This window comes from Xanthomonas sp. WHRI 7945 (genome assembly GCF_035026585.1).
On record NZ_JAYIQP010000001.1, the window covers coordinates 226,051 to 243,921 of the forward strand.

The 17,871-nt window shown below is 69.3% G+C and carries 16 protein-coding genes; 3 read left to right on the plus strand and 13 right to left on the minus strand.

The features are described from left to right. Positions 1-7: 7 nt before the first annotated feature. From ftsX to rhlB, 3 genes are all read right to left on the minus strand, one after another. Positions 8-955 carry a permease-like cell division protein FtsX gene (ftsX, locus tag VDQ83_RS00840; protein WP_263395975.1) on the minus strand — a complete coding sequence of 316 codons (948 nt, stop codon included), beginning with the start codon at positions 953-955 and terminating at the stop codon, positions 8-10. After that, positions 952-1,638, minus strand: coding sequence for a cell division ATP-binding protein FtsE (gene ftsE / locus VDQ83_RS00845; RefSeq protein ID WP_455433518.1), 687 nt, complete (start codon positions 1,636-1,638; stop codon positions 952-954). The genes ftsX and ftsE overlap by 4 nt, the downstream gene beginning before the upstream one ends. A 73-nt stretch (positions 1,639-1,711) precedes the next feature. Further along, positions 1,712-3,484 carry an ATP-dependent RNA helicase RhlB gene (rhlB, locus tag VDQ83_RS00850; protein WP_455433519.1) on the minus strand — a complete coding sequence of 591 codons (1,773 nt, stop codon included), beginning with the start codon at positions 3,482-3,484 and terminating at the stop codon, positions 1,712-1,714. A gap of 201 nt (positions 3,485-3,685) precedes the next feature. Between rhlB and trxA the strand changes: the two genes are divergently transcribed. Then, entirely contained in the window at positions 3,686-4,027 is a 342-nt protein-coding gene (gene trxA, locus VDQ83_RS00855; RefSeq protein ID WP_263112168.1) for a thioredoxin TrxA, read from the plus strand. Positions 4,028-4,269: 242 nt separating this feature from the next. Continuing rightward, a complete protein-coding gene (gene rho / locus VDQ83_RS00860) occupies positions 4,270-6,114 on the plus strand; it encodes a transcription termination factor Rho (RefSeq protein ID WP_455433520.1) in 1,845 nt (614 codons plus the stop codon). Between the two features lie 99 nt (positions 6,115-6,213). On the opposite strand, the gene fos is transcribed toward rho, so the two are convergent. The 4 genes from fos to VDQ83_RS00880 all read right to left on the minus strand — a co-directional run bounded on the left by fos (position 6,214) and on the right by VDQ83_RS00880 (position 10,277). Next, the gene (gene fos, locus VDQ83_RS00865; RefSeq protein ID WP_455433521.1) at positions 6,214-6,630 is read right to left on the minus strand and encodes a fosfomycin resistance glutathione transferase; all 417 of its coding nucleotides are present in this window, start codon (positions 6,628-6,630) and stop codon (positions 6,214-6,216) included. Positions 6,631-6,638: 8 nt separating this feature from the next. Continuing rightward, complete coding sequence (locus tag VDQ83_RS00870) at positions 6,639-7,508, minus strand: energy transducer TonB (RefSeq protein ID WP_455433522.1); 870 nt, start codon at positions 7,506-7,508, stop codon at positions 6,639-6,641. Positions 7,509-7,592: 84 nt separating this feature from the next. Further along, complete coding sequence (gene aceK / locus VDQ83_RS00875; protein ID WP_455433523.1) at positions 7,593-9,335, minus strand: bifunctional isocitrate dehydrogenase kinase/phosphatase; 1,743 nt, start codon at positions 9,333-9,335, stop codon at positions 7,593-7,595. Positions 9,336-9,344: 9 nt separating this feature from the next. Beyond that, positions 9,345-10,277 (minus strand): LysR substrate-binding domain-containing protein, encoded by a 933-nt coding sequence (locus VDQ83_RS00880; RefSeq protein WP_263395981.1) that lies wholly within the window; start codon positions 10,275-10,277, stop codon positions 9,345-9,347. 95 nt (positions 10,278-10,372) lie between these two features. Here VDQ83_RS00880 and VDQ83_RS00885 point away from each other — a divergent pair, with 95 nt between their 5' ends. Then, positions 10,373-10,600: a hypothetical protein gene (locus VDQ83_RS00885; protein WP_455433524.1), complete on the plus strand. Its 228-nt coding sequence runs from the start codon at positions 10,373-10,375 to the stop codon at positions 10,598-10,600. Between the two features lie 109 nt (positions 10,601-10,709). Here VDQ83_RS00885 and VDQ83_RS00890 read toward each other — a convergent pair whose 3' ends face one another. The 6 genes from VDQ83_RS00890 to VDQ83_RS00915 all read right to left on the minus strand — a co-directional run bounded on the left by VDQ83_RS00890 (position 10,710) and on the right by VDQ83_RS00915 (position 17,753). Continuing rightward, positions 10,710-11,366 carry a dihydrofolate reductase family protein gene (locus VDQ83_RS00890; RefSeq protein ID WP_455433525.1) on the minus strand — a complete coding sequence of 219 codons (657 nt, stop codon included), beginning with the start codon at positions 11,364-11,366 and terminating at the stop codon, positions 10,710-10,712. Positions 11,367-11,538: 172 nt separating this feature from the next. Further along, the gene (locus tag VDQ83_RS00895; protein WP_455433526.1) at positions 11,539-13,770 is read right to left on the minus strand and encodes an NADP-dependent isocitrate dehydrogenase; all 2,232 of its coding nucleotides are present in this window, start codon (positions 13,768-13,770) and stop codon (positions 11,539-11,541) included. A gap of 640 nt (positions 13,771-14,410) precedes the next feature. Beyond that, a complete protein-coding gene (locus VDQ83_RS00900) occupies positions 14,411-14,941 on the minus strand; it encodes a hypothetical protein (RefSeq protein ID WP_455433527.1) in 531 nt (176 codons plus the stop codon). Positions 14,942-15,019: 78 nt separating this feature from the next. After that, positions 15,020-15,313: a LysM peptidoglycan-binding domain-containing protein gene (locus VDQ83_RS00905; RefSeq protein ID WP_263395986.1), complete on the minus strand. Its 294-nt coding sequence runs from the start codon at positions 15,311-15,313 to the stop codon at positions 15,020-15,022. 111 nt (positions 15,314-15,424) lie between these two features. Continuing rightward, complete coding sequence (gene queF, locus VDQ83_RS00910) at positions 15,425-16,243, minus strand: NADPH-dependent 7-cyano-7-deazaguanine reductase QueF (protein ID WP_455433528.1); 819 nt, start codon at positions 16,241-16,243, stop codon at positions 15,425-15,427. Between the two features lie 199 nt (positions 16,244-16,442). Continuing rightward, positions 16,443-17,753, minus strand: coding sequence for a M20 family metallopeptidase (locus VDQ83_RS00915; RefSeq protein ID WP_455433529.1), 1,311 nt, complete (start codon positions 17,751-17,753; stop codon positions 16,443-16,445). Positions 17,754-17,871 lie beyond the last annotated feature (118 nt).

A 17,871-nucleotide genomic window follows, 5' to 3' on the forward strand; every position in this document is an offset into this window, starting at 1 on the left:
GCGCGCCTCAGGTGTCGGTGGGACGCGTCTGGCGCAGGAAGTGCCCGGTCACCAGCCAGGCGCCGAGCCAGCCCAGCAGCAGGGTGCCGAGCAGCACGAACGCCGAGTGCAGGGCATCCAGGCCGTGCAAGACGAAATGGCTGCCGTAGCTGTCGGCCAGTTCCGCCAGCGGCGGCCCCAGCGCCAGCCCGGAGGCGGCGATCAGGCCCAGCGCCATCACCCCGGCGCCGAAGCCGTACCACGCGCCCAGGTACAGGAACGGGCGGCGGATGAAGCCGTCGCTGGCGCCGAGCAACTGCAGCACGCCGATCTCCTCGCGCCGCGACTGGATGTCCAGGCGCACTGTGTTGCCGACCACCAGCGCCGCGCCGGCGCCGAGCAGCACCGACAGCACCTGCACCAGGCGCTCGCCGAAACGCAGCCAGCCATCCAGGCGCTTGCGCCACAGCGCATCGTGCTGCACCAGGTCGGCCTGCGGCAGCGCGCTCAGCGACGCCGCCAGCGGCGCGTCGTCGGCCGCGGCCGGGGTGACGATCAGCAGCGTCGGCAGCGGATTGTCGTCGAGCGCGTCCAGCGCCTCGCCGAGCCCGGCGCTGTCGCGCAGCTCGGCCATGCCCTGCTCGGGGGTGCGCAGCGCTACCGCGGCGACGTCGGCCCGGCCGCGCAGGCTCGCCGCCAGCGTGTCCGCCGCAGCGGCGTCGACGCCGGTCTTCAGGAACACGTTGATGTCGCGCGACTGCTGCACGCTGCCGGCGAAATGCTTGAGGTTGTCCAGCGCGATCGACAGCCCCAGCGGCAACGCCAGGGCCAGCGCCATCACCGCCATCGTCAGCAGCGTCGCCCACGGCTTGCGCATGGCGCGGCCGAGGCTGTAGACGATGCTGTGCAGGTGGTGGTCCCACCACACGCCCAGGCGCGAGGGCGCAGCGGCGCCGGCGGCATTGCGTGCGCTCATTCGGCCAGGTCCTGCGGGGAGATGTCGTCGACCAGGCGGCCGTGGTCCAGGATCAGTACGCGCTTGCGCATCTGCTTGAGCAGCGCCAGGTCGTGGCTGACCACCAGCACGCTGGTGCCGCGCGCCGGCAGTTCGGCGAACAGCTGCATGATCTCCGCGGCCAGGGCCGGATCGAGGTTGCCGGTCGGCTCGTCGGCGACCAGCAGGCGCGGTTCGCCGACCATCGCCCGGGCGATGCCGACGCGCTGCTGCTCGCCGGCCGACAGCTGCGACGGCAGCGCCTTCTCGCGATGGCCCAGGCCCATCCGCTCCAGCACCGAGCGCACCCGCTTGCCGATCTCGGCGCGGCGGGTGCCGCGCAGGATCAGCGGCAGCGCCACGTTCTCGGCGATGCTGCGGTCCATCAGCAGGCGGTGGTCCTGGTACACGGCGCCGACCTCGCGCCGATGCAGCGGCACGCGCCGCCCGCGCACCTTCAACAGGTTGCGCTCGCCGAACAGCACCGCGCCGCGCGACGGACGCTCGCTGAGGTGGATCAACTTGAGCAAGGTGCTCTTGCCCGCACCGGAATGGCCGGTGACGAACAGCATCTCGCCCTCCTCCACCTGGAAGCTGACGTCCACCAGCGCCTCGTGGCCACCGGCGTACTGTTTGCTGACATTGTCGAACCGCAGGACGCTCATCCGGCGATTATGCCGGAGCGGCCCGGGTTTTCGTCCACCGTGCGCACGCCGCGAACGGTGGAGCGCCGGTTCATCAGGAGCTGGAGACCAGCGAACGCAGCTTGCGGCCGAGGCGGGTCAGGAACGAATCGTTCGCCGCCGCGGCCGGCGCGGCGGCACGCTCGCCCTGGCGCGCGGCCCTGACCTGCACCGGCTTGGCCGGCGCGTCGGTCGGCACCGACGCTGCCGCGCCTTCGGCGCCTTCCAGCGGACGGCCGCCACGGCGGCGCCGGCGCTTGCGCGGCGGACGCTCGCCATCGACGGCGGGCGCGCCCTCGGCGGCCGCGCGTACCGGCTTCGGCGCGGGTGCGGCGACCGGAGCCGCGACGGCTTCGGCAGCGACGGGCGCCGCCGTGACCGCCGCGGCCGCGGCATCGCCCTCGGCCGGACGCGGGGTGCGCGGACGCCGCGGCTTGCCATCGGCACTGCGCGCTTCGCCACTGGGGCCAGCGCCGCCCGGGCCGCTACGGCCGGCGCCGGGCTTGCCGCGGCTGCTGCCGCCGCCACGCCGCTGCTCGTCGGCCTCGCGCTGCGCGCGCGCCTCGCGGAAGATGTCGCCGATGCTCTCGTCGGCATCCGGGTCGACCTCGACCGCTTCGCCTTCGACCACCGCGCGCGGGGTGCGCGGCAGCGCCACCAGCAGTTCGGCGGTGACCGGCTCGACCGGGATCTTCTGCTCGATGTAGGCCTCAATGTCCGGCAGGCTCATCGCGTAGCGCTCGCAGGCGAAGCTGATCGCGTCGCCTTCCTCGCCCAGCCGCGCGGTGCGGCCGATGCGGTGCACGTAGTCCTCCGCGTCGAACGGCAGGTCGTAGTTGTAGACGTACTTGACGCCATCGATGTGCAGGCCGCGCGCGGCCACGTCGGTGGCGACCAGGATCTCCAGCTGGCCTTTCTGGAAGCGGTTGAGCAGGGTCTCGCGCTTCTTCTGCGGCACGTCGCCGGACAGCACGCCGACCCGGTAGCCGTTGCGCTCCAGCGAACGCGCCACGCGCTCGACGAAGGCCTTGGTGTTGACGAACACCATGGTGCGCGCGCCCTCGCTGCGCGACAGCAGGCCCAGCAGCAGGGTCAGCTTCTCCTCGTCGGAGGGGAAGTAGATGCGCTGGCGCACGCGCGCGGCGGTGATGCTCTCGGTCTCGACCACTAGCTTTTCCGGCTCGTTCATGTGCTCGTAGGCCAGTTCCAGCACGCGGTGGCTGAGCGTGGCCGAGAACAGCAGGGTCTGCCGGGTGCCGCGCTCGGGCATGCGCCGCAGCAGGAAGCGGATGTCCTTGATGAAGCCCAGGTCGAACATGCGGTCGGCTTCGTCGAGCACGCAGATCTCGCAGGCGTGCAGCGACACCACTTTATGCTGCTTGACGTAGTCGATCAGCCGGCCCGGGGTGGCGATGATCACGTCCACGCCCTGCTGCAGCAGTTCGCGCTGCTTGTCGTAGTCCACGCCGCCGTAGACCAGCGCGAAGCGCAGGCCCAGGTCGGCACCGAACTTCACCGCATCCTTGTGGATCTGGATCGCCAGTTCGCGGGTCGGGGCCAGGATCAGCGCGCGCGGATCCTCGGGCTTGCGGTCGGCCAGCGCCGGGCGGCTGAGCAGGCGGTTCATCACCGTCACCAGGAACGCCAGGGTCTTGCCGGTGCCGGTCTGGGCCTGGCCGGCCACGTCGCGGCCCGGCAGGGCCACCGGCAGGGTCAGCGCCTGGATCGGCGTGCAGCGGGTGAAGCCGGCGCCTTCGAGGCCGGCGAGCAGCGCCGGTTGCAGCTCGAACGCGGAAAAAGTCACATCGGTCAGCGGTTTGTCGCTCATCATTCCATCTTCGTCAGGCCACCCCGCCCGAAGCGTAAGGTCGCGGCTTGCATCGGCCCCGGCAGCGTCGCACACTGGCTACTTCCATGCCGGGTCGCGCGACAGGGGGAATCCCTTGATTTCGCCGCGCAATGCCCCAGTTTACCGCAATAGCGGCGGCCACCCGGTCCGGCCCGTCGCATTGCCCCAGGAGATACCCTAGTGAGCGACAAGGTCCTACACGTCGGCGACGCCGATTTCGATACCGCCGTGCTGCAATCCGGCGAGCCGGTCCTGGTGGACTTCTGGGCGGAATGGTGCGGCCCGTGCAAGATGATCGCCCCGGTCCTGGACGATCTGGCCGACACCTACGACGGCAAGCTCAAGGTGGCCAAGGTCAACGTCGACGAGAACCGCGCCACCGCGATCAAGTACCACGTGCGCTCGATCCCGATGCTGCTGCTGTTCAAGGATGGCCAGGTCCAGGCCACCCAGATCGGCGCGGTCGGCAAGGGCCAGCTGACCCAGATGATCGACAAGACCCTGGGCGGCGCGGCCGCCTGAGGCGCCGGCACGCGGCCGCTCCGGATCGGAGCGGGCCGCTGCCGTACCGGCCCGCAGCGCCGCTGCCGGCCGGCTGAATCGCCCGGTAACGCCTGCTTGCCGTGGTTGCGCGGCGATGATAGTGTCGGCGTATCCGGTGGCATTCGCGCACCGCACCCCCTCTGGAAGATTCTCTTCTAGACCCCTTCCCAACCCGTTTGCCCCCACGCTGGGCGCTCGCACTCATAGCGAGGAATCACCACTTGTCCGATAACACCACCACCGAACCCGGGAGCGTCGACGCCCCCGCCGAAAAGCGCGCGCGCAAGCCGCGTGTCAGCAAGGCCGTCTCCGGCGCTGACGGCGGAGCCGAGCACGGCGCGCCGGCGCAGCCGAACCTGCCGCTGAACCAGGCGCCGGCCCAGGCCGACGCGCCCCGCCCCGCGCCGCAGGAACGCCAGGAACGTCAGGAACGTGCCGCGCCGCAGGAACACGCGCAGGCTCCGTCCTCGTCGTCCCAGCCCCAGCCCGCTCCCGCCTCCGGCGGCGATGCCCAGGGCCAGGGCGGCGGCAACCAGAATGACGGCGGCGAATCGCGCGAAGGCGGCAATGCGCGCTTCAACAACCAGAATCCGCAGAACCAGAACAACCAGCAGAACAACCAGAACCAGCAGGGCAATCGCCGCGACCGCTTCCGCAATCGCCGCGATCGCGGCGGCGGCGGTGGTGGTGGTGGCAATGGCGGTGGCCGTGAGCGCTACCCGGACAACGGCCTGCCCAACGACACCGGCGCCAACGAAGTGTTCGTGCCGCGGCCGCACGCCAACGTGCCGGAAGGCTTCCCGATCTACTCGCTGAGCGACCTGAAGCGGATGCCGGCGCAGAAGCTGCTGGACATCGCCGAGCAGCTCAACATCCAGGACGGCGTGGCCCGCGCGCGCAAGCAGGACGTGATCTTCGCGCTGCTGAAGGTGCTGACCCGCCACGGCGAAGGCGTCGCCGCCGACGGCGTGCTGGAGATCCTGCCGGACGGCTTCGGCTTCCTGCGCGCGGCCGAGGCCAGCTACCTGGCCGGCCCGGACGACACCTACATCTCGCCCAGCCAGATCCGCCGCTTTAACCTGCGCACCGGCGACCACCTGTCCGGCCGCATCCGCTTCCCGAAGGACGGCGAACGCTACTTCGCGCTGTCGATCGTCGACACGATCAACGGCGAGCCGCTGGAAGCGAGCAAGAACAAGGTGCTGTTCGAGAACCTGACCGCGCTGTTCCCGCGCAAGCGCTTCACCCTGGAACGCGGCAACGGTTCCTCGGAAGACATCTCCGGGCGCATCCTCGATCTGATGGCGCCGCAGGGCAAGGGCCAGCGTGCGCTGATCGTGTCCCCGCCCAAGGCCGGCAAGACCATGCTGATGCAGCAGGTGGCCACGGCGATCACCACCAACCATCCCGACGTGCACATGATCGTGCTGCTGATCGACGAGCGGCCGGAAGAAGTGACCGAAATGCAGCGCACCGTGCGCGGCGAGGTCATCTCCTCCACCTTCGACGAGCCGGCCGCGCGCCACGTGCAGGTCGCCGAGATGGTGATCGAGCGCGCCAAGCGCCTGGTCGAGCACAAGAAGGACGTGGTGATCCTGCTCGACTCGATCACCCGCCTGGCCCGCGCCTACAACAACGTGGTGCCGTCCTCCGGCAAGGTGCTCAGCGGCGGCGTCGACGCCAACGCGCTGCACCGCCCGAAGCGCTTCTTCGGCGCGGCGCGCAACGTCGAGGAAGGCGGCTCGCTGACCATCATCGCCACCGCGCTGGTGGAGACCGGCAGCAAGATGGACGAGGTGATCTACGAGGAGTTCAAGGGCACCGGCAACAGCGAAGTGCACCTGAACCGCCGTATCGCCGAAAAGCGCGTGTACCCGGCGATCGACATCAACCGTTCCGGTACCCGTCGCGAAGACCTGCTGATCGAGCCGGAGCTGCTGCAGAAGATCTGGATCCTGCGCAAGCTGCTGCACCCGATGGACGAGATCGCGGCGATGGAATTCCTGCTGGACAAGATGAAGAACACCAAGTCCAACGACGAGTTCTTCGGTTCGATGAAGCGCTGAGTCCGGCGCGGCCTCGAACGCGAAACGCCCCGCTTCGGCGGGGCGTTTTCGTTTGCGCGTCCCGGTGGGCGGCGCCATCGCCGCATGCCTGGGCGATGCTCAGCCCGGATGGAAGCGCATGCCCGCATAGGGCTGCAACCGGCATTGCGCCAGACGCGAGGCAAGGTCGCCCACGTGCGCTTCCAGCCGATGGCCATCGGGGTCGAGGAAGTAGAACGAATCGCCTTCGCTGCGGTTGCGCTGCCACTCCACCACCGCGTGCGCGCGCAGCCGCTCGACGAAGCCGGCGAACGCGTGCTGCGTGATGGAGAACGCATAGTGGGTGTAGTCGGCCGCCGGGCGTGGCCGTCCGGGTGCAGCCGCCACGGCCAGGCACAGCCACAATGGCCCGCACTCCAAGTACGCGCCGTTGTCCCAACGTGCGGCCAGGCGCATTCCCAGCAGGTCGCGGTAGAAACCCACGCTCCGCTCCAGGTCGGCGACCGCCAGCGTCAGATGGCTCAGACCGGCAAGCACCGGATACCTCAGCCGCCTTCCAGCGCAGTCAGCAGCCGCGGACCGGCGTTGCGCCCGGCCATGTACACGCCGCTGCCGGGCAGCGCATCGGGCGAAAACTGCGCGCGGTCCTGCGGAACCGGCCACGGCGCCGGTTGCCGCGGCCCGGGCACGTAGCTGACCCAGCGGCCATAGTCGTCGGGATTGCCTTCGTTGGGGTTGCCCTCGAGCGAGTAGCTCACCGGCACGCGCACGATCCAGTAGGGCTCGGCGGCCGCCTCACCTTGCGCCGGCGGGCGGAACGTCCACTTCTTGGCCGCCGCCAACGCGCTCCTGGTGAAGATGTCGCGCAGCCGCTGCATTTCGTTCCCCGACGCCACCACCTGCAGGTTGACCTGCTCGGCGAAGGCCTGTTCGGGCTTGCCGTCGCGGCCGACCTTGACGATCAGGTAGACCATGCCGCCGGCGCCGGCGCGGAACGCCGCTTCGGGGTAGGCCGGCGGGGCCATCTGCAGCATGGCCACCGCGGCCGGGTCGCGTTCGTCATAGGTATCGAAGCTGACGTTGCGAATGGCGATCTGGTAGCTGTCGCCCTCCTGGCGCTTGGCCACCACGCGCACGCTCATCGGCGCACGCGCGGCCACCGGCTTGCCGTCGCGGGTGACCGGTTCGAACGTCCACTGCAGCGCCGAACTGCGCACGAAATTCACGACGCCGGACGGCAGCCTCTCTTCTTTGTCCAAGACGACCCGGCTGACCGAGCCGTCCGCTTCGATGTCGACCTTGCCCTGCAGCAACAGGCTGCTTTCGATCTGCTTGCGCACCGCGCCCGGTCCTGCGGCGAGCGCGCTGCCGGCGAACAGTGCCAGCGCCAGCAACAGCCATCCGCGCAGTGCCATCCCCTGCATGTTCCTTTGCATTCGTCATTCCTTTGCGAGAAGTCGTAGCCGTCAATTACAGCGCAGCGGCACGACGCCGACAAGTCAGGCCAGGCGCAGCGACTCCGGGTACGGCGGCGCGTCCGGGTAGTCGTCCTCGCGCAGCCGCGCCTGCAGGTCGCGCCACCATTGCGGATCGAACAGTTCGCCATGGGCGCGCTTGACCGCGTCCAGCGAGGCGGCGGGCAGACCCATGAACAGCGCGAAGCGCTCCGGGAACACGTCGCGCGCGGCGACGTGGAACCAGGGCTCGGCGGACATCGCTTCCTCGTCGTTGCGCGGCTGCGGCCAGTCGCGGAACGTGCAGTCGGTGACCAGGCACAGTTCGTCGTAGTCGTAGAACACCGCGCGCCCCTGCCGCGACACGCCGAAGTTCTTCAGCAGCATGTCGCCGGGGAAGATGTTGTTGCGCGCCATGTCCTTGATCGCCTGCGCGTAGTCCAGGGCCGCCTCGCGCGCCGCGTCGGCGGTCTGCTCGCGCAGGTACAGGTTCAGTGGGCGCAGCCGCCGTTGCACGTAGCACAGCTCGAAGATCAGGTCATTGCCGTCCTCGCGCAGGCTGCGCGCGCAGCCCTGCAGCAGTTCGGCGAGCAGCGCCGGGGCGAAGCGCGCGCGCGGGAAGCGCAGCGAGCGGTACGGCTGCGCGTCGAGCAGGCGGCCGACCCGGTCCAGGTTGAACACCAGCGCGTACTTGTCCTCGACCTGCTCGCGACTCATCGTCTTCGGGTAGGCGAAGCGGTCGCGGATCAGCTTGAACACCAGCGGGTAGCTGGGCAGGGTGAACACCGCCATGACCATTCCGGGCGTGCCCTCGGCATGCACCAGCTGCTCGTTGGGCTGCGCCTGGAAATGGCGGAAGAAGGTGCGGAAGCGCTCGGTCTTGCCCTGCTTGGCGCGGCCGAGCATGGTGTACAGCTCGTCGATCGGCTTGTGCGGCAGCAGGCTGCGCAGGAACACCACCGCATCGCCGACGGTGGGCAGGTCGGCCTGGAAGTAGCTGCGCGAGATGCCGAACAGCTGCGCCACGTCGTTGCGCTTGGTCAGCACCGCTTCGGCGCGCAGGCCGTCGGCGTCGTTGACCAGCGCGATCACGCACGGCGAGAAACGATGCTCGCCGAACACGCGGCCGACCAGGTAGGCGCGGCGCTCGCGGTAGAACACCGTCTCCAGCAATTCGATGCCGCGCACCGGATGTTCGCCCCAGTGCGCCAGGTCGTCCTGCAGGCGCACCGCGATGGCCGCGGCGCAGCGCGTGCGGTGCGCGTACGGCACGTCGAACGGGTAGTCGCCGAGCACGCGCACGAACGCATCCACCGGCCGCGTCTCGGAGACCACGTAGTTGTGCCTGGCCACCGGATGGGTGATCGCGTCGGTCGGCTCGATGTCCAGCGCGACGAACTCGATCCGCGTATCCACGCCCTGGGTGCGGAAGAAGCGCCGGGTCAGCGTGTTGTAGAAGGTCTTGTAAAGCTCCTGGTCGATCAGCCCGCGCAGTTGCGCGGCGTAGCTGTCGCGCACCTGCGCCCACAGCGTGCGGTCGTGGGCCTGGCCGAGCAGCAGCGCGCGCAGGCGCAGCATGCACTCGCCGATGCACTGGTCGTACAGCGCGATGCGCTCGACCGCGTCGTTGCGCGCGGCGTTCCAGTCGCGGGTCTCGAAGCGACGGCGGGCGCGCGCGCTGATCTGCGCGAAGCGCGCGTGGTAGTCCTCGAACGCGTCGCGGATGCTGCGCGCGACGGCGTCGGCGCGGGGTTCGGTGGGCACGGGCGGAGCGGGCGCGATGGTCATGGCCGCAGTCTACCCGCGCGCGCGGCGGCGCCTGGGCGCGGCCGCCGCCTCGGGGGCCTGGGTGTGCTGCCGGTGCTCGTCGGCCTGTGCGCGCAGCCAGTCGCGGAACGCCAGGAAACCGCCATGCGCGGCCGAGCGCGGCGGATACACCAGATAGTGCGACCAGGTCGCCTTCACCCGGTGCGGCGACAGCGACACCAGCTGGCCGGCGTCGAGCATCAGCCGCGCGCGGGTGATGCGGCCCAGGGCCACGCCGACGCCATCCAGCGCCGCGCGATGGTGCGACTCGGAATCGTCGAACACCGCCACATAGCGCGCAGGCGCGGTTTCGCCGGCGGCGGCGAACCAACGCTCCCATTCGCCGTCCGGATCGCCGATCAGCGGCCACTGCGCCAGCGGCGTGCGCTTGCGCGCGCCCATCCGCGCGATCAGCGCCGGGCTGGCCATCGGCACCAGCCACTCGTCGAACAACGCCTCGACCGCCAGCCCCGGCCACTGGCCGTTGCCGATCCGCAACGACGCGTCGATCTGCGGCTGCCGCTCGAAATCGACCAGGCGCTGGTCGGACAGCAGATTGATCTCGATGTGCGGATGCCGCGCCAGGAAATCGCCCAGGCGCGGCACCAGCCAGGCCGACGCCATCGACGGGGTCAGGCTGATCGTCAGCACGTCGTCGCGGCGCGCGGCGAACGGCTGCAGCGCCTCGCCGATCGCGTCCAGGTGCGGGCCGATGCGCTCGAGCAGGCGCCGCCCGTCGGCGGTCAGGGTCACCCCGCGCGCGTGCCGGTCGAGCAGCCGATAGCCCAGGCGCTGTTCCAGCGCGCGCATCTGATGGCTCAGCGCACTGACGGTGAGGTGCATCGCGGCCGCGGCGCGCGACAGGTTGCCGAGCCGGGCGACGCTGACGAAACCTTGCAGAGCGTGCAGCGGCGGACGTGCCATGTTGAATCCAATTCAAGTCTAACTTGCGGAATGGTCGCTTTTTCAAGGCTCAGCTTGCGCCTATCGTCGATTCCACTCAAGCCAGGAGCACCACGATGAGCATCTACAGCGATCTGTTGTTCCACCACGGGCACATCGCCAATGCCGAGCTGGCGCGTTCGCTGGCGACAGCGCAGGCCGCACCGGCAGGACCCGGACCGGCAGCGCCAACGCCTGCCGCCGACGCAGCGCAGGCCACGCCCGGCGAGCCGGCCCCGGCAGCGGGCGCGCGCCGTCGTTCGGCGCTGCTGCGGGCGATGACCGCGCTCTCGCCGTTCCGCTGATCCGCCGCAGACGCGCGGCTACGCGGCGCCTGCACACGCGTGGCAGATGCATCGCCGACCGGTCTGCGCCACGCACTGGCAGCCGCGCGCGACCGCGCGGCAAACCGTCTCAGGTCAATCGGCGGCGGCGCTCCAGTTCGGCGTCGGTCGGCTGCTCGAATTCGAACGAGCCGGTGACGATGTCGCCGGCGCGGACGTACCGGTTGACGACGACACCGGACGCGGACGCCATCGATGCGACCAGCTGGAAGGCGCCGTGGAAGGCACCGCCGAACAGCCGCTTGCCGGTGCCGAGCACCAGCGGGAAGAACGATACGTTGAGTTCGTCGACCAAGTCGTTGTCGAACAGCGTCTTCAGGAAGTCGGTCGAGCCCTGGGTCAGCAGGTCCGGGCCGTCCTCGCGCTTCAGCTGGCGGACCGCGGCCACCGCGTCGGGACGCAGCGCGTGGCTGTTCTGCCAGGCGAGGTCCAGCGCCGGGTTACGGGTCGCGACGTACTTGTTGATCCGGTCGAACATCGGGCCGATCGGATCGTCCGCGCCGACATACGGCCAATGCGCGGCGAAGATGTCGTAGGTCTTGCGCCCGAGCAGCAGGTCGAACGGCTTGGCGAACATCTCGCCCACCGAACCTTCCAGCGTCGGGTCGAAATACGGGGCGGCCCAGCCGCCGTGCCTGAAACCGCCGATGGGATCCTCGTCCGGCCCGCCCGGGGCCTGCATGACGCCATCGAGGCTGACGAACGCTCCCACAATGATCTTTCTCATCCCGCGCTCCTTCGGTGCGTGGCCACGCTCGGCCAACGTTACCCAATCACGACGTCCCAGGACGCCGCGTCTCGACAAGCACGCACGATATTTTTTCGGGATTGCGGCGCTCGGCGCGCCGTCGCCAGTGGGGACAGGCCGGCATGGCCTGTCCCCGTGGCAAGCGTCCGCGTCAGGCCGTCAGCGTCGCCAGCGCGGCGTTGAACGTCGCGCTCGGCCGCATCGCCTGGCTGACCAGTTCCAGGTTGGGGCGGTAGTAGCCCTGGATGTCGACCGGCTTGCCCTGCACGCCGTTGAGCTCGGCCACGATCGCGGCTTCGTTCTCGGTCAGCTGCCTGGCCAGCGGCGCGAAGCGTGCCTTCAGCGCGGCATCGTCGTCCTGCGCGGCCAGGGCCTGCGCCCAATACATCGCCAGGTAGAAATGGCTGCCGCGGTTGTCCAGTTCGCCGACCTTGCGCGAAGGCGACTTGTCGTTGTCCAGAAACTGGCCGTTGGCCTGGTCCAGGGTCCGCGCCAGCACGCCGATGCGCGCGCTGCGTTCGCGCTGGCCCAGATGCTCCAGCGACGCGGCCAGGGCCAGGAACTCGCCCAGCGAATCCCAGCGCAGGTAGTTCTCTTCGACGAACTGCTGCACGTGCTTGGGCGCCGAACCGCCGGCGCCGGTCTCGAACAGGCCGCCGCCGGCCATCAGCGGCACGATCGACAGCATCTTGGCGCTGGTGCCCAGCTCCATGATCGGGAACAGGTCGGTGAGGTAGTCGCGCAGCACGTTGCCGGTGACCGAGATGGTGTCCTCGCCCTTGCGGATGCGCTGCAGCGAGAACGCAGTCGCCTCCACCGGCGACAGGATGCGGATGTCCAGGCCCTTGGTGTCGTGGTCCTGCAGGTAGCGCTCCACCTTCTGGATCATCAGCGCATCGTGCGCGCGCTGCGGATCCAGCCAGAACACCGCCGGGGTGTCGCTCAGGCGCGCACGGCTGACCGCCAGCTTGACCCAGTCCTGGATCGGCGCGTCCTTGACCTGGCACATGCGCCAAATGTCGCCGGGCTCGACCGGGTGCTCGAGCAGCACGTTGCCGCCAGCGTCGCTGACCCGCACCGTGCCGGCGGCGGTGATCTGGAAGGTCTTGTCGTGCGAACCGTATTCCTCGGCCTTCTGCGCCATCAGGCCGACGTTGGGCACGCTGCCCATCGTCGCCGGATCGAACGCGCCATGCTGCTTGCAGTCCTCGATCACCGCCTGGTATACGCCGGCGTAGCAGCGGTCCGGGATCAGCGCCTTGGTGTCCTGCAGCTTGCCCTCGGCGTTCCACATCTTGCCCGAGTCGCGGATCATCGCCGGCATCGACGCATCGACGATCACGTCGCTGGGCACGTGCAGGTTGGTGATGCCCTTGTCGGAATTGACCATCGCCAGCGCCGGGCGCTGCGCGTACACCGCCTGCAGATCGGCCTCGATCTGCGTGCGCTGCGCGTCCGGCAGCGTGGCGATGCGCGCGTACAGGTCGCCGATGCCGTTGTTCGGATCGAAGCCGACCTGCTTCAGCGCCTCGGCGTGCTTGTCCAGCACCTCCTGGTAGAACGCGCCGACCACCACGCCGAACATGATCGGGTCGGAGACCTTCATCATCGTCGCCTTCAGGTGCAGCGAGAACAGCACGCCCTGCTGCTTGGCATCGGCGATCTGCGCCTGCACGAAGCTGGCCAGTGCGCGCTTGCTCATCACCGCCGCGTCGATGATCTCGCCGGCCTGCACCGCGGTCTTGTCCTTCAGCACGGTGGTGGTGCCGTCGTTGCCGACCAGTTCGATCCTGACGCTGCCGGCCTGCTCGATCAGCACCGAACGCTCGCTGCCGTAGAAATCGCCGGCGTCCATATGCGCCACGTGCGACTTGGACTCCGCACTCCACGCGCCCATGCGGTGCGGGTGCTTGCGCGCGTAGTTCTTCACCGACAGCGGCGCGCGGCGGTCGGAATTGCCTTCGCGCAGCACCGGGTTGACCGCGCTGCCCTTGACCCGGTCGTAGCGGGCCTTGGCCTCTTTCTGCTTGTCGTCCTGCGGCTCGTCCAGGTAGTCCGGCAGCGCGTAGCCCTGCTGCTGCAGTTCCTTGATCGCAGCCTTGAGCTGCGGCACCGAGGCGCTGATGTTCGGCAGCTTGATGATGTTGGCTTCCGGCGTGGTCGCCAGCTGGCCCAGCTCGGCCAGGTCGTCGGCGATGCGCTGATCCTCGCGCAGGTATTCGGGGAACTGCGAGATCAGCCGGCCGGCCAGCGAGATGTCGCGGGTTTCCACGGCGATGCCGGCGGTGCCGGCGAAGGCGGCGACGATCGGCAGCAGCGACTGCGTCGCCAGGTACGGTGCTTCATCGGTGAGCGTGTACAGGATCTTGGGCGTATTCGACATGAGTGACGTAGGCTCTCTTGCGATTCGGGAAGGACACGGTGCCGCGGAAAAGACTGCGGGTGGCACGGCGCGGACGGCGTGCGGATCGCAGCGCTTCCGGCGTAGGGAAATCCTGCGACGGCGATGGCATGACGGCCGCCGATTGTCGCGTTTTCCGCGGGCCGGAGAAAGCGTTTGCATGGAACGGTGGAGACCGCCGGCAGCGCACGAACCGGTGCGTGCGCATTGGGTGCGACGCGGCATGGCCGCGATGGCTTGCGTTGGCTCGCGGGACAAATTCCGTCATCGCTTGCGGCGCAAGGCGGTGCGTCATCCCTGCGCATGCGTATGGAACGCACTGCAGCGCACGGCGGTGCGGTCCGTGCCGGCACCATCGAATGTGGACGAAGCGGGGCGCCATGCGCCGGCGCATGGCGGACGCCGGCGCGCATGACTAGGTGTTGCGCAGCGCGGCGTGGGACCGCGTGCGATCGCACCACGCGACTGCAGCGCTGCAGGTGCGCTGGCACTTCCACGCAGTGCACAGCGCCCCAATAAAAAAGGACGCAGCCTCGCGGCTGCGCCCAGCGTGCCGCGCCGGCCGGGAGAGAGTCGGCAGGCGCGATCCGTGACCGTGTGACTTAGCGATGCACGGTGCGCATCACTTGACTTCGAACTCCTGCGGCGTGCCGGCCGGCTGGCCGTTCACGGTGACTTCGGCCTTGTACTTGCCGGCCGGCCAGCCGTTGCCGTTGGTGAATTCGAAATTGGTGGTTTCCGCGCCGGCGGTGGTCAGCGTTTCGTTGTGTTCGCCGGCGGTCTGGCCGTCCTGGAACAACAGCCGGGCGCCGACGCTGGTGTTGGTGGAAGACCCTTCAGTCTTCACCGAGACGATGATCTTGTCCTTGCTGCCCAGCGTGGTCAGCGGCGCGACGGCCTTGTCGGCGCCGGCGGTGTTGCCCACGGTCACCGCGGACACGGTCACCGTGCCGGCGTTCGCCGCGGCGGGCGCGGTCTGCTCGGGGGTCTTGGCGACGTCGGACGGGCCCGGCATCTCCTCGGTCGGCGCGGAGGAGGTGGGATCCGGCGTGGCGTTCTGGCTCTGTTCTTGCTTCTTGCAACCGGCCAGGGCCAGCGTGCCGACCAGGGCCAGCAGCAGCGGCGACGTCAACGTCTTCGAATGGATCTTCATGTAGGTGGTGCTCCTTGGATGGAATGACTGGAAGGCGAACGCGTTCGGCCATGCCTGCGCTGGGCGCAGGCCGCTGCGCTAGGCGCGCGGCGGCAGCTTGAGGGTCTGGCCCGGATAGATCTTGTCCGGGTCGTCGAGCACGTCGCGGTTGGCTTCGAAGATGCGGGTCCAGGCGTTGCCGTCGCCGTAGTGCAGCTTGGCGATCTTGGACAACGAATCGCCCGGCTTGACCACGTAGACCTGCTGCACCTGTTCGGCGGTGGTGTCCACGTGCGACTGCACCGCGGAGAAATCCGCCTTCGGCGTGACCTCCGCGGTGGTGTCCACCTTGGCGGTGACTGCCGAGAAATCGGCGCGCTTGTCGCTGTTCATCGCGTGTGGCTCCGTGCGTGTGCGTGGATGGGATGCGGCCACGGTTGCACAGGATTTGTTAAAAGCGGATCGCGCAGCCGTGAATGGCGCCGGCGCTATTCAGCCTGCGCGCTACTGGCGCGGATCGCGGTGGAAGGCGATCGGCTCGGCCACGTCCGGCGTGGCGCGCCAGGGATTGATGTCCAGGCCGCCGCGGCGGGTGTAGCGCGCCTCGACCTGCAGCGACTGCGGGCGGCAGCGGGTCATCAGGTCGTGGAAGATCTGCTCCACGCACTGCTCGTGGAAGCCGGCATGCTCGCGGAAGCTGATCAGGTAGCGCAGCAGGCCTTCGCGGTCGATGCGGCCGCCGCGGTAGCGCACGCTCAGCGTGGCCCAGTCCGGTTGCCCGGTGACCGGGCAATTGGACTTGAGCAGCGCGCTGCTCAGCGCCTCCTCGACGATGTCGTCGGCCGCGGCGAGCAGGTACTGCGGACGTGGCGGACCGTAGCAGTCGATGGCGATGTCCAACACATCCAGCGACTCGCCGTCGCCCAGCGGGTCCACCGGCGGCAGCCCGAACTCCATGGTCACGTCGGCGCCGGCGCGCGCCGACAGGTCGGTGACGATGCAGGCGCGCACCGCTTCGGCGCTGTTGAAGCGCATCGCGTTGAGCGAGTTGAGGTAGAGCTTGAGCGACTTGGATTCGATCAGCTGCGGCGAGGTGCACGGCACCTGCAAGGTGGCGGTGGCCACGCAGGGCTTGCCGTGCGCGTCCAGCCAGCCCAGTTCGTAGGCATGCCAGCGGTCGAGGCCGTAGAACGGCAGCGGCGCGGCGTCCAGGCCGATCTCGGCGCGGCCGCCGGCGCGGGGAATCGGGAACAGCAGCGCGGGATCGTACTGCGAGGGATACGCGACCTCGCGGCCGAGACTGGAATCCTGGGGGGTGTTCATGCCCGCCAGTCTAGCGGGGGCGGTCTGGCTGGAAGGTGTATGGAGGGTCGGGATTGGGGAGTCGGGATTCGGGATTGGTAAAAGCGCACCGCGCGAGCTGCGGCTTGGCCAATCCATCCGAATCCAAAATGCCAGGGAGTGCGGCGCTATCTCCGCCCCGGACAACCGCTTTGACGAATCCCCAATCCCGACTCCCGAATCACGGCTTCATCGACAGATAGTCCAAAGACACCTGCAGCAGCGCGCGCAGGCCCACGTCCAGCGCCGCTTCGTCGAGCAGGAACTGCGGCGAGTGGTTGCTCGGCGCGGTCGCCGGGTCGATGCCGGGGCCGGTGGCGCCAACGAAGAAGAACAGCGACGGCACCTGCTGCGCATAGAACGAGAAGTCTTCGGCGCCCATCTGCAGCGGCGGCTCGTAGACGTTGCCGGCGCCGACCACCGCCTGCAGGCTGGGCAGCATCTTCGCGGTCAGCGCCGGATCGTTGACCGTGGCCGGGTTGCCGTCCTGGTCGGGCACGTGCGCCTCGGCCTTGGCCCCGTGCGCGGCGGCGGTGTGCTCGGCGACGGTCTTCAGGTCGGCGAAGATCTGCTGGCGCATGCCCTCGTCGAAGGTGCGGATGGTGCCGACCATCTCCACGTCGTCGGGGATGATGTTGTAGCGGATGCCGCCCTTGATCGCGCCGAAGCTGACCACGGCCGGCTGCCTGGAGATATTGGCGCGGCGGCTGACCACGGTCTGCGCCGCTCCAATCAGGTCGGCGCTGGCGACGATCGGGTCGATCCCGTTCCACGGCGCCGAGCCATGCGTCTGGCGGCCGATCACCTTGATGCTGAAGCGGTCCGAGGCGGCCATCAGCGGGCCGCCGCGCACCGCGATCTTGCCCGCCTGCACGCTGGAGAACACGTGCAGGCCGAACATCGCGTCGGGCTTGAAGTCGCGGAACAGGCCTTCCTTGAGCATCAGCGAGGCGCCGCCCTCTTCATTGCCCGGCGCGCCTTCCTCGGAGGGCTGGAACACCAGCATCACCTCGCCCGGCAGTTGCGCGCGCATCGCCACCAGCGCCTCGGCCACGCCCAGCAGGATGCTGGTGTGGGCGTCGTGGCCGCAGGCGTGCATGACCCCGACGGTCTCGCCGCGGTACTCGGCGGTGGCTTTGGAGGCGAACGCCAGGCCGGTCTGCTCGGTCACCGGCAGCGCGTCCATGTCCGCGCGCAGGGCGATCTTCGGCCCCGGCAGGCCGCCCTTGATGATCGCCACCACGCCGTGGTGGGCGATCCCGGTCTGCGGCTTCAGGCCCAGCGCGCGCAGCCGCTCGGCGACCTTGGCCGCGGTGCGCTGCTCGCGGTTGGACAGCTCCGGGTGCTGGTGGAAGTCGCGCCGCCAGTCCACCACCTTGGCCTGCAGCTTGGCGGCGGCGGCCGCCACTTCCGGGCGTTCGGCGGACTGGGCGCAGGCCAGCGCGGGGACGGCGAGCAGCATCGCGGACAGCAGGCGGGACAGGCGCGGCATGGACGATCTCCGGTGGGTTGGTCGCAGGGCGTTCAGTCAATGTATTGCATTGGCGGCGGACATACACCGGCCGGCGCCCGGCCGCGGCGAAAAAACCCCTTAGAAATCCGTGTCAACC

What these genes read in the sequence shown, in the direction of transcription:
- ftsX (WP_263395975.1), bottom strand. Translation starts at nt 955, where the DNA reads ATGAGCGCACGCAATGCCGCCGGCGCCGCTGCGCCCTCGCGCCTGGGC.
- ftsE (WP_455433518.1), bottom strand. Translation starts at nt 1,638, where the DNA reads ATGAGCGTCCTGCGGTTCGACAATGTCAGCAAACAGTACGCCGGTGGC.
- rhlB (WP_455433519.1), bottom strand. Translation starts at nt 3,484, where the DNA reads ATGAGCGACAAACCGCTGACCGATGTGACTTTTTCCGCGTTCGAGCTG.
- VDQ83_RS00870 (WP_455433522.1), bottom strand. Translation starts at nt 7,508, where the DNA reads ATGGCACTGCGCGGATGGCTGTTGCTGGCGCTGGCACTGTTCGCCGGC.
- aceK (WP_455433523.1), bottom strand. Translation starts at nt 9,335, where the DNA reads ATGACCATCGCGCCCGCTCCGCCCGTGCCCACCGAACCCCGCGCCGAC.
- VDQ83_RS00880 (WP_263395981.1), bottom strand. Translation starts at nt 10,277, where the DNA reads ATGGCACGTCCGCCGCTGCACGCTCTGCAAGGTTTCGTCAGCGTCGCC.
- VDQ83_RS00885 (WP_455433524.1), top strand. Translation starts at nt 10,373, where the DNA reads ATGAGCATCTACAGCGATCTGTTGTTCCACCACGGGCACATCGCCAAT.
- VDQ83_RS00890 (WP_455433525.1), bottom strand. Translation starts at nt 11,366, where the DNA reads ATGAGAAAGATCATTGTGGGAGCGTTCGTCAGCCTCGATGGCGTCATG.
- VDQ83_RS00895 (WP_455433526.1), bottom strand. Translation starts at nt 13,770, where the DNA reads ATGTCGAATACGCCCAAGATCCTGTACACGCTCACCGATGAAGCACCG.
- VDQ83_RS00900 (WP_455433527.1), bottom strand. Translation starts at nt 14,941, where the DNA reads ATGAAGATCCATTCGAAGACGTTGACGTCGCCGCTGCTGCTGGCCCTG.
- VDQ83_RS00905 (WP_263395986.1), bottom strand. Translation starts at nt 15,313, where the DNA reads ATGAACAGCGACAAGCGCGCCGATTTCTCGGCAGTCACCGCCAAGGTG.
- queF (WP_455433528.1), bottom strand. Translation starts at nt 16,243, where the DNA reads ATGAACACCCCCCAGGATTCCAGTCTCGGCCGCGAGGTCGCGTATCCC.
- VDQ83_RS00915 (WP_455433529.1), bottom strand. Translation starts at nt 17,753, where the DNA reads ATGCCGCGCCTGTCCCGCCTGCTGTCCGCGATGCTGCTCGCCGTCCCC.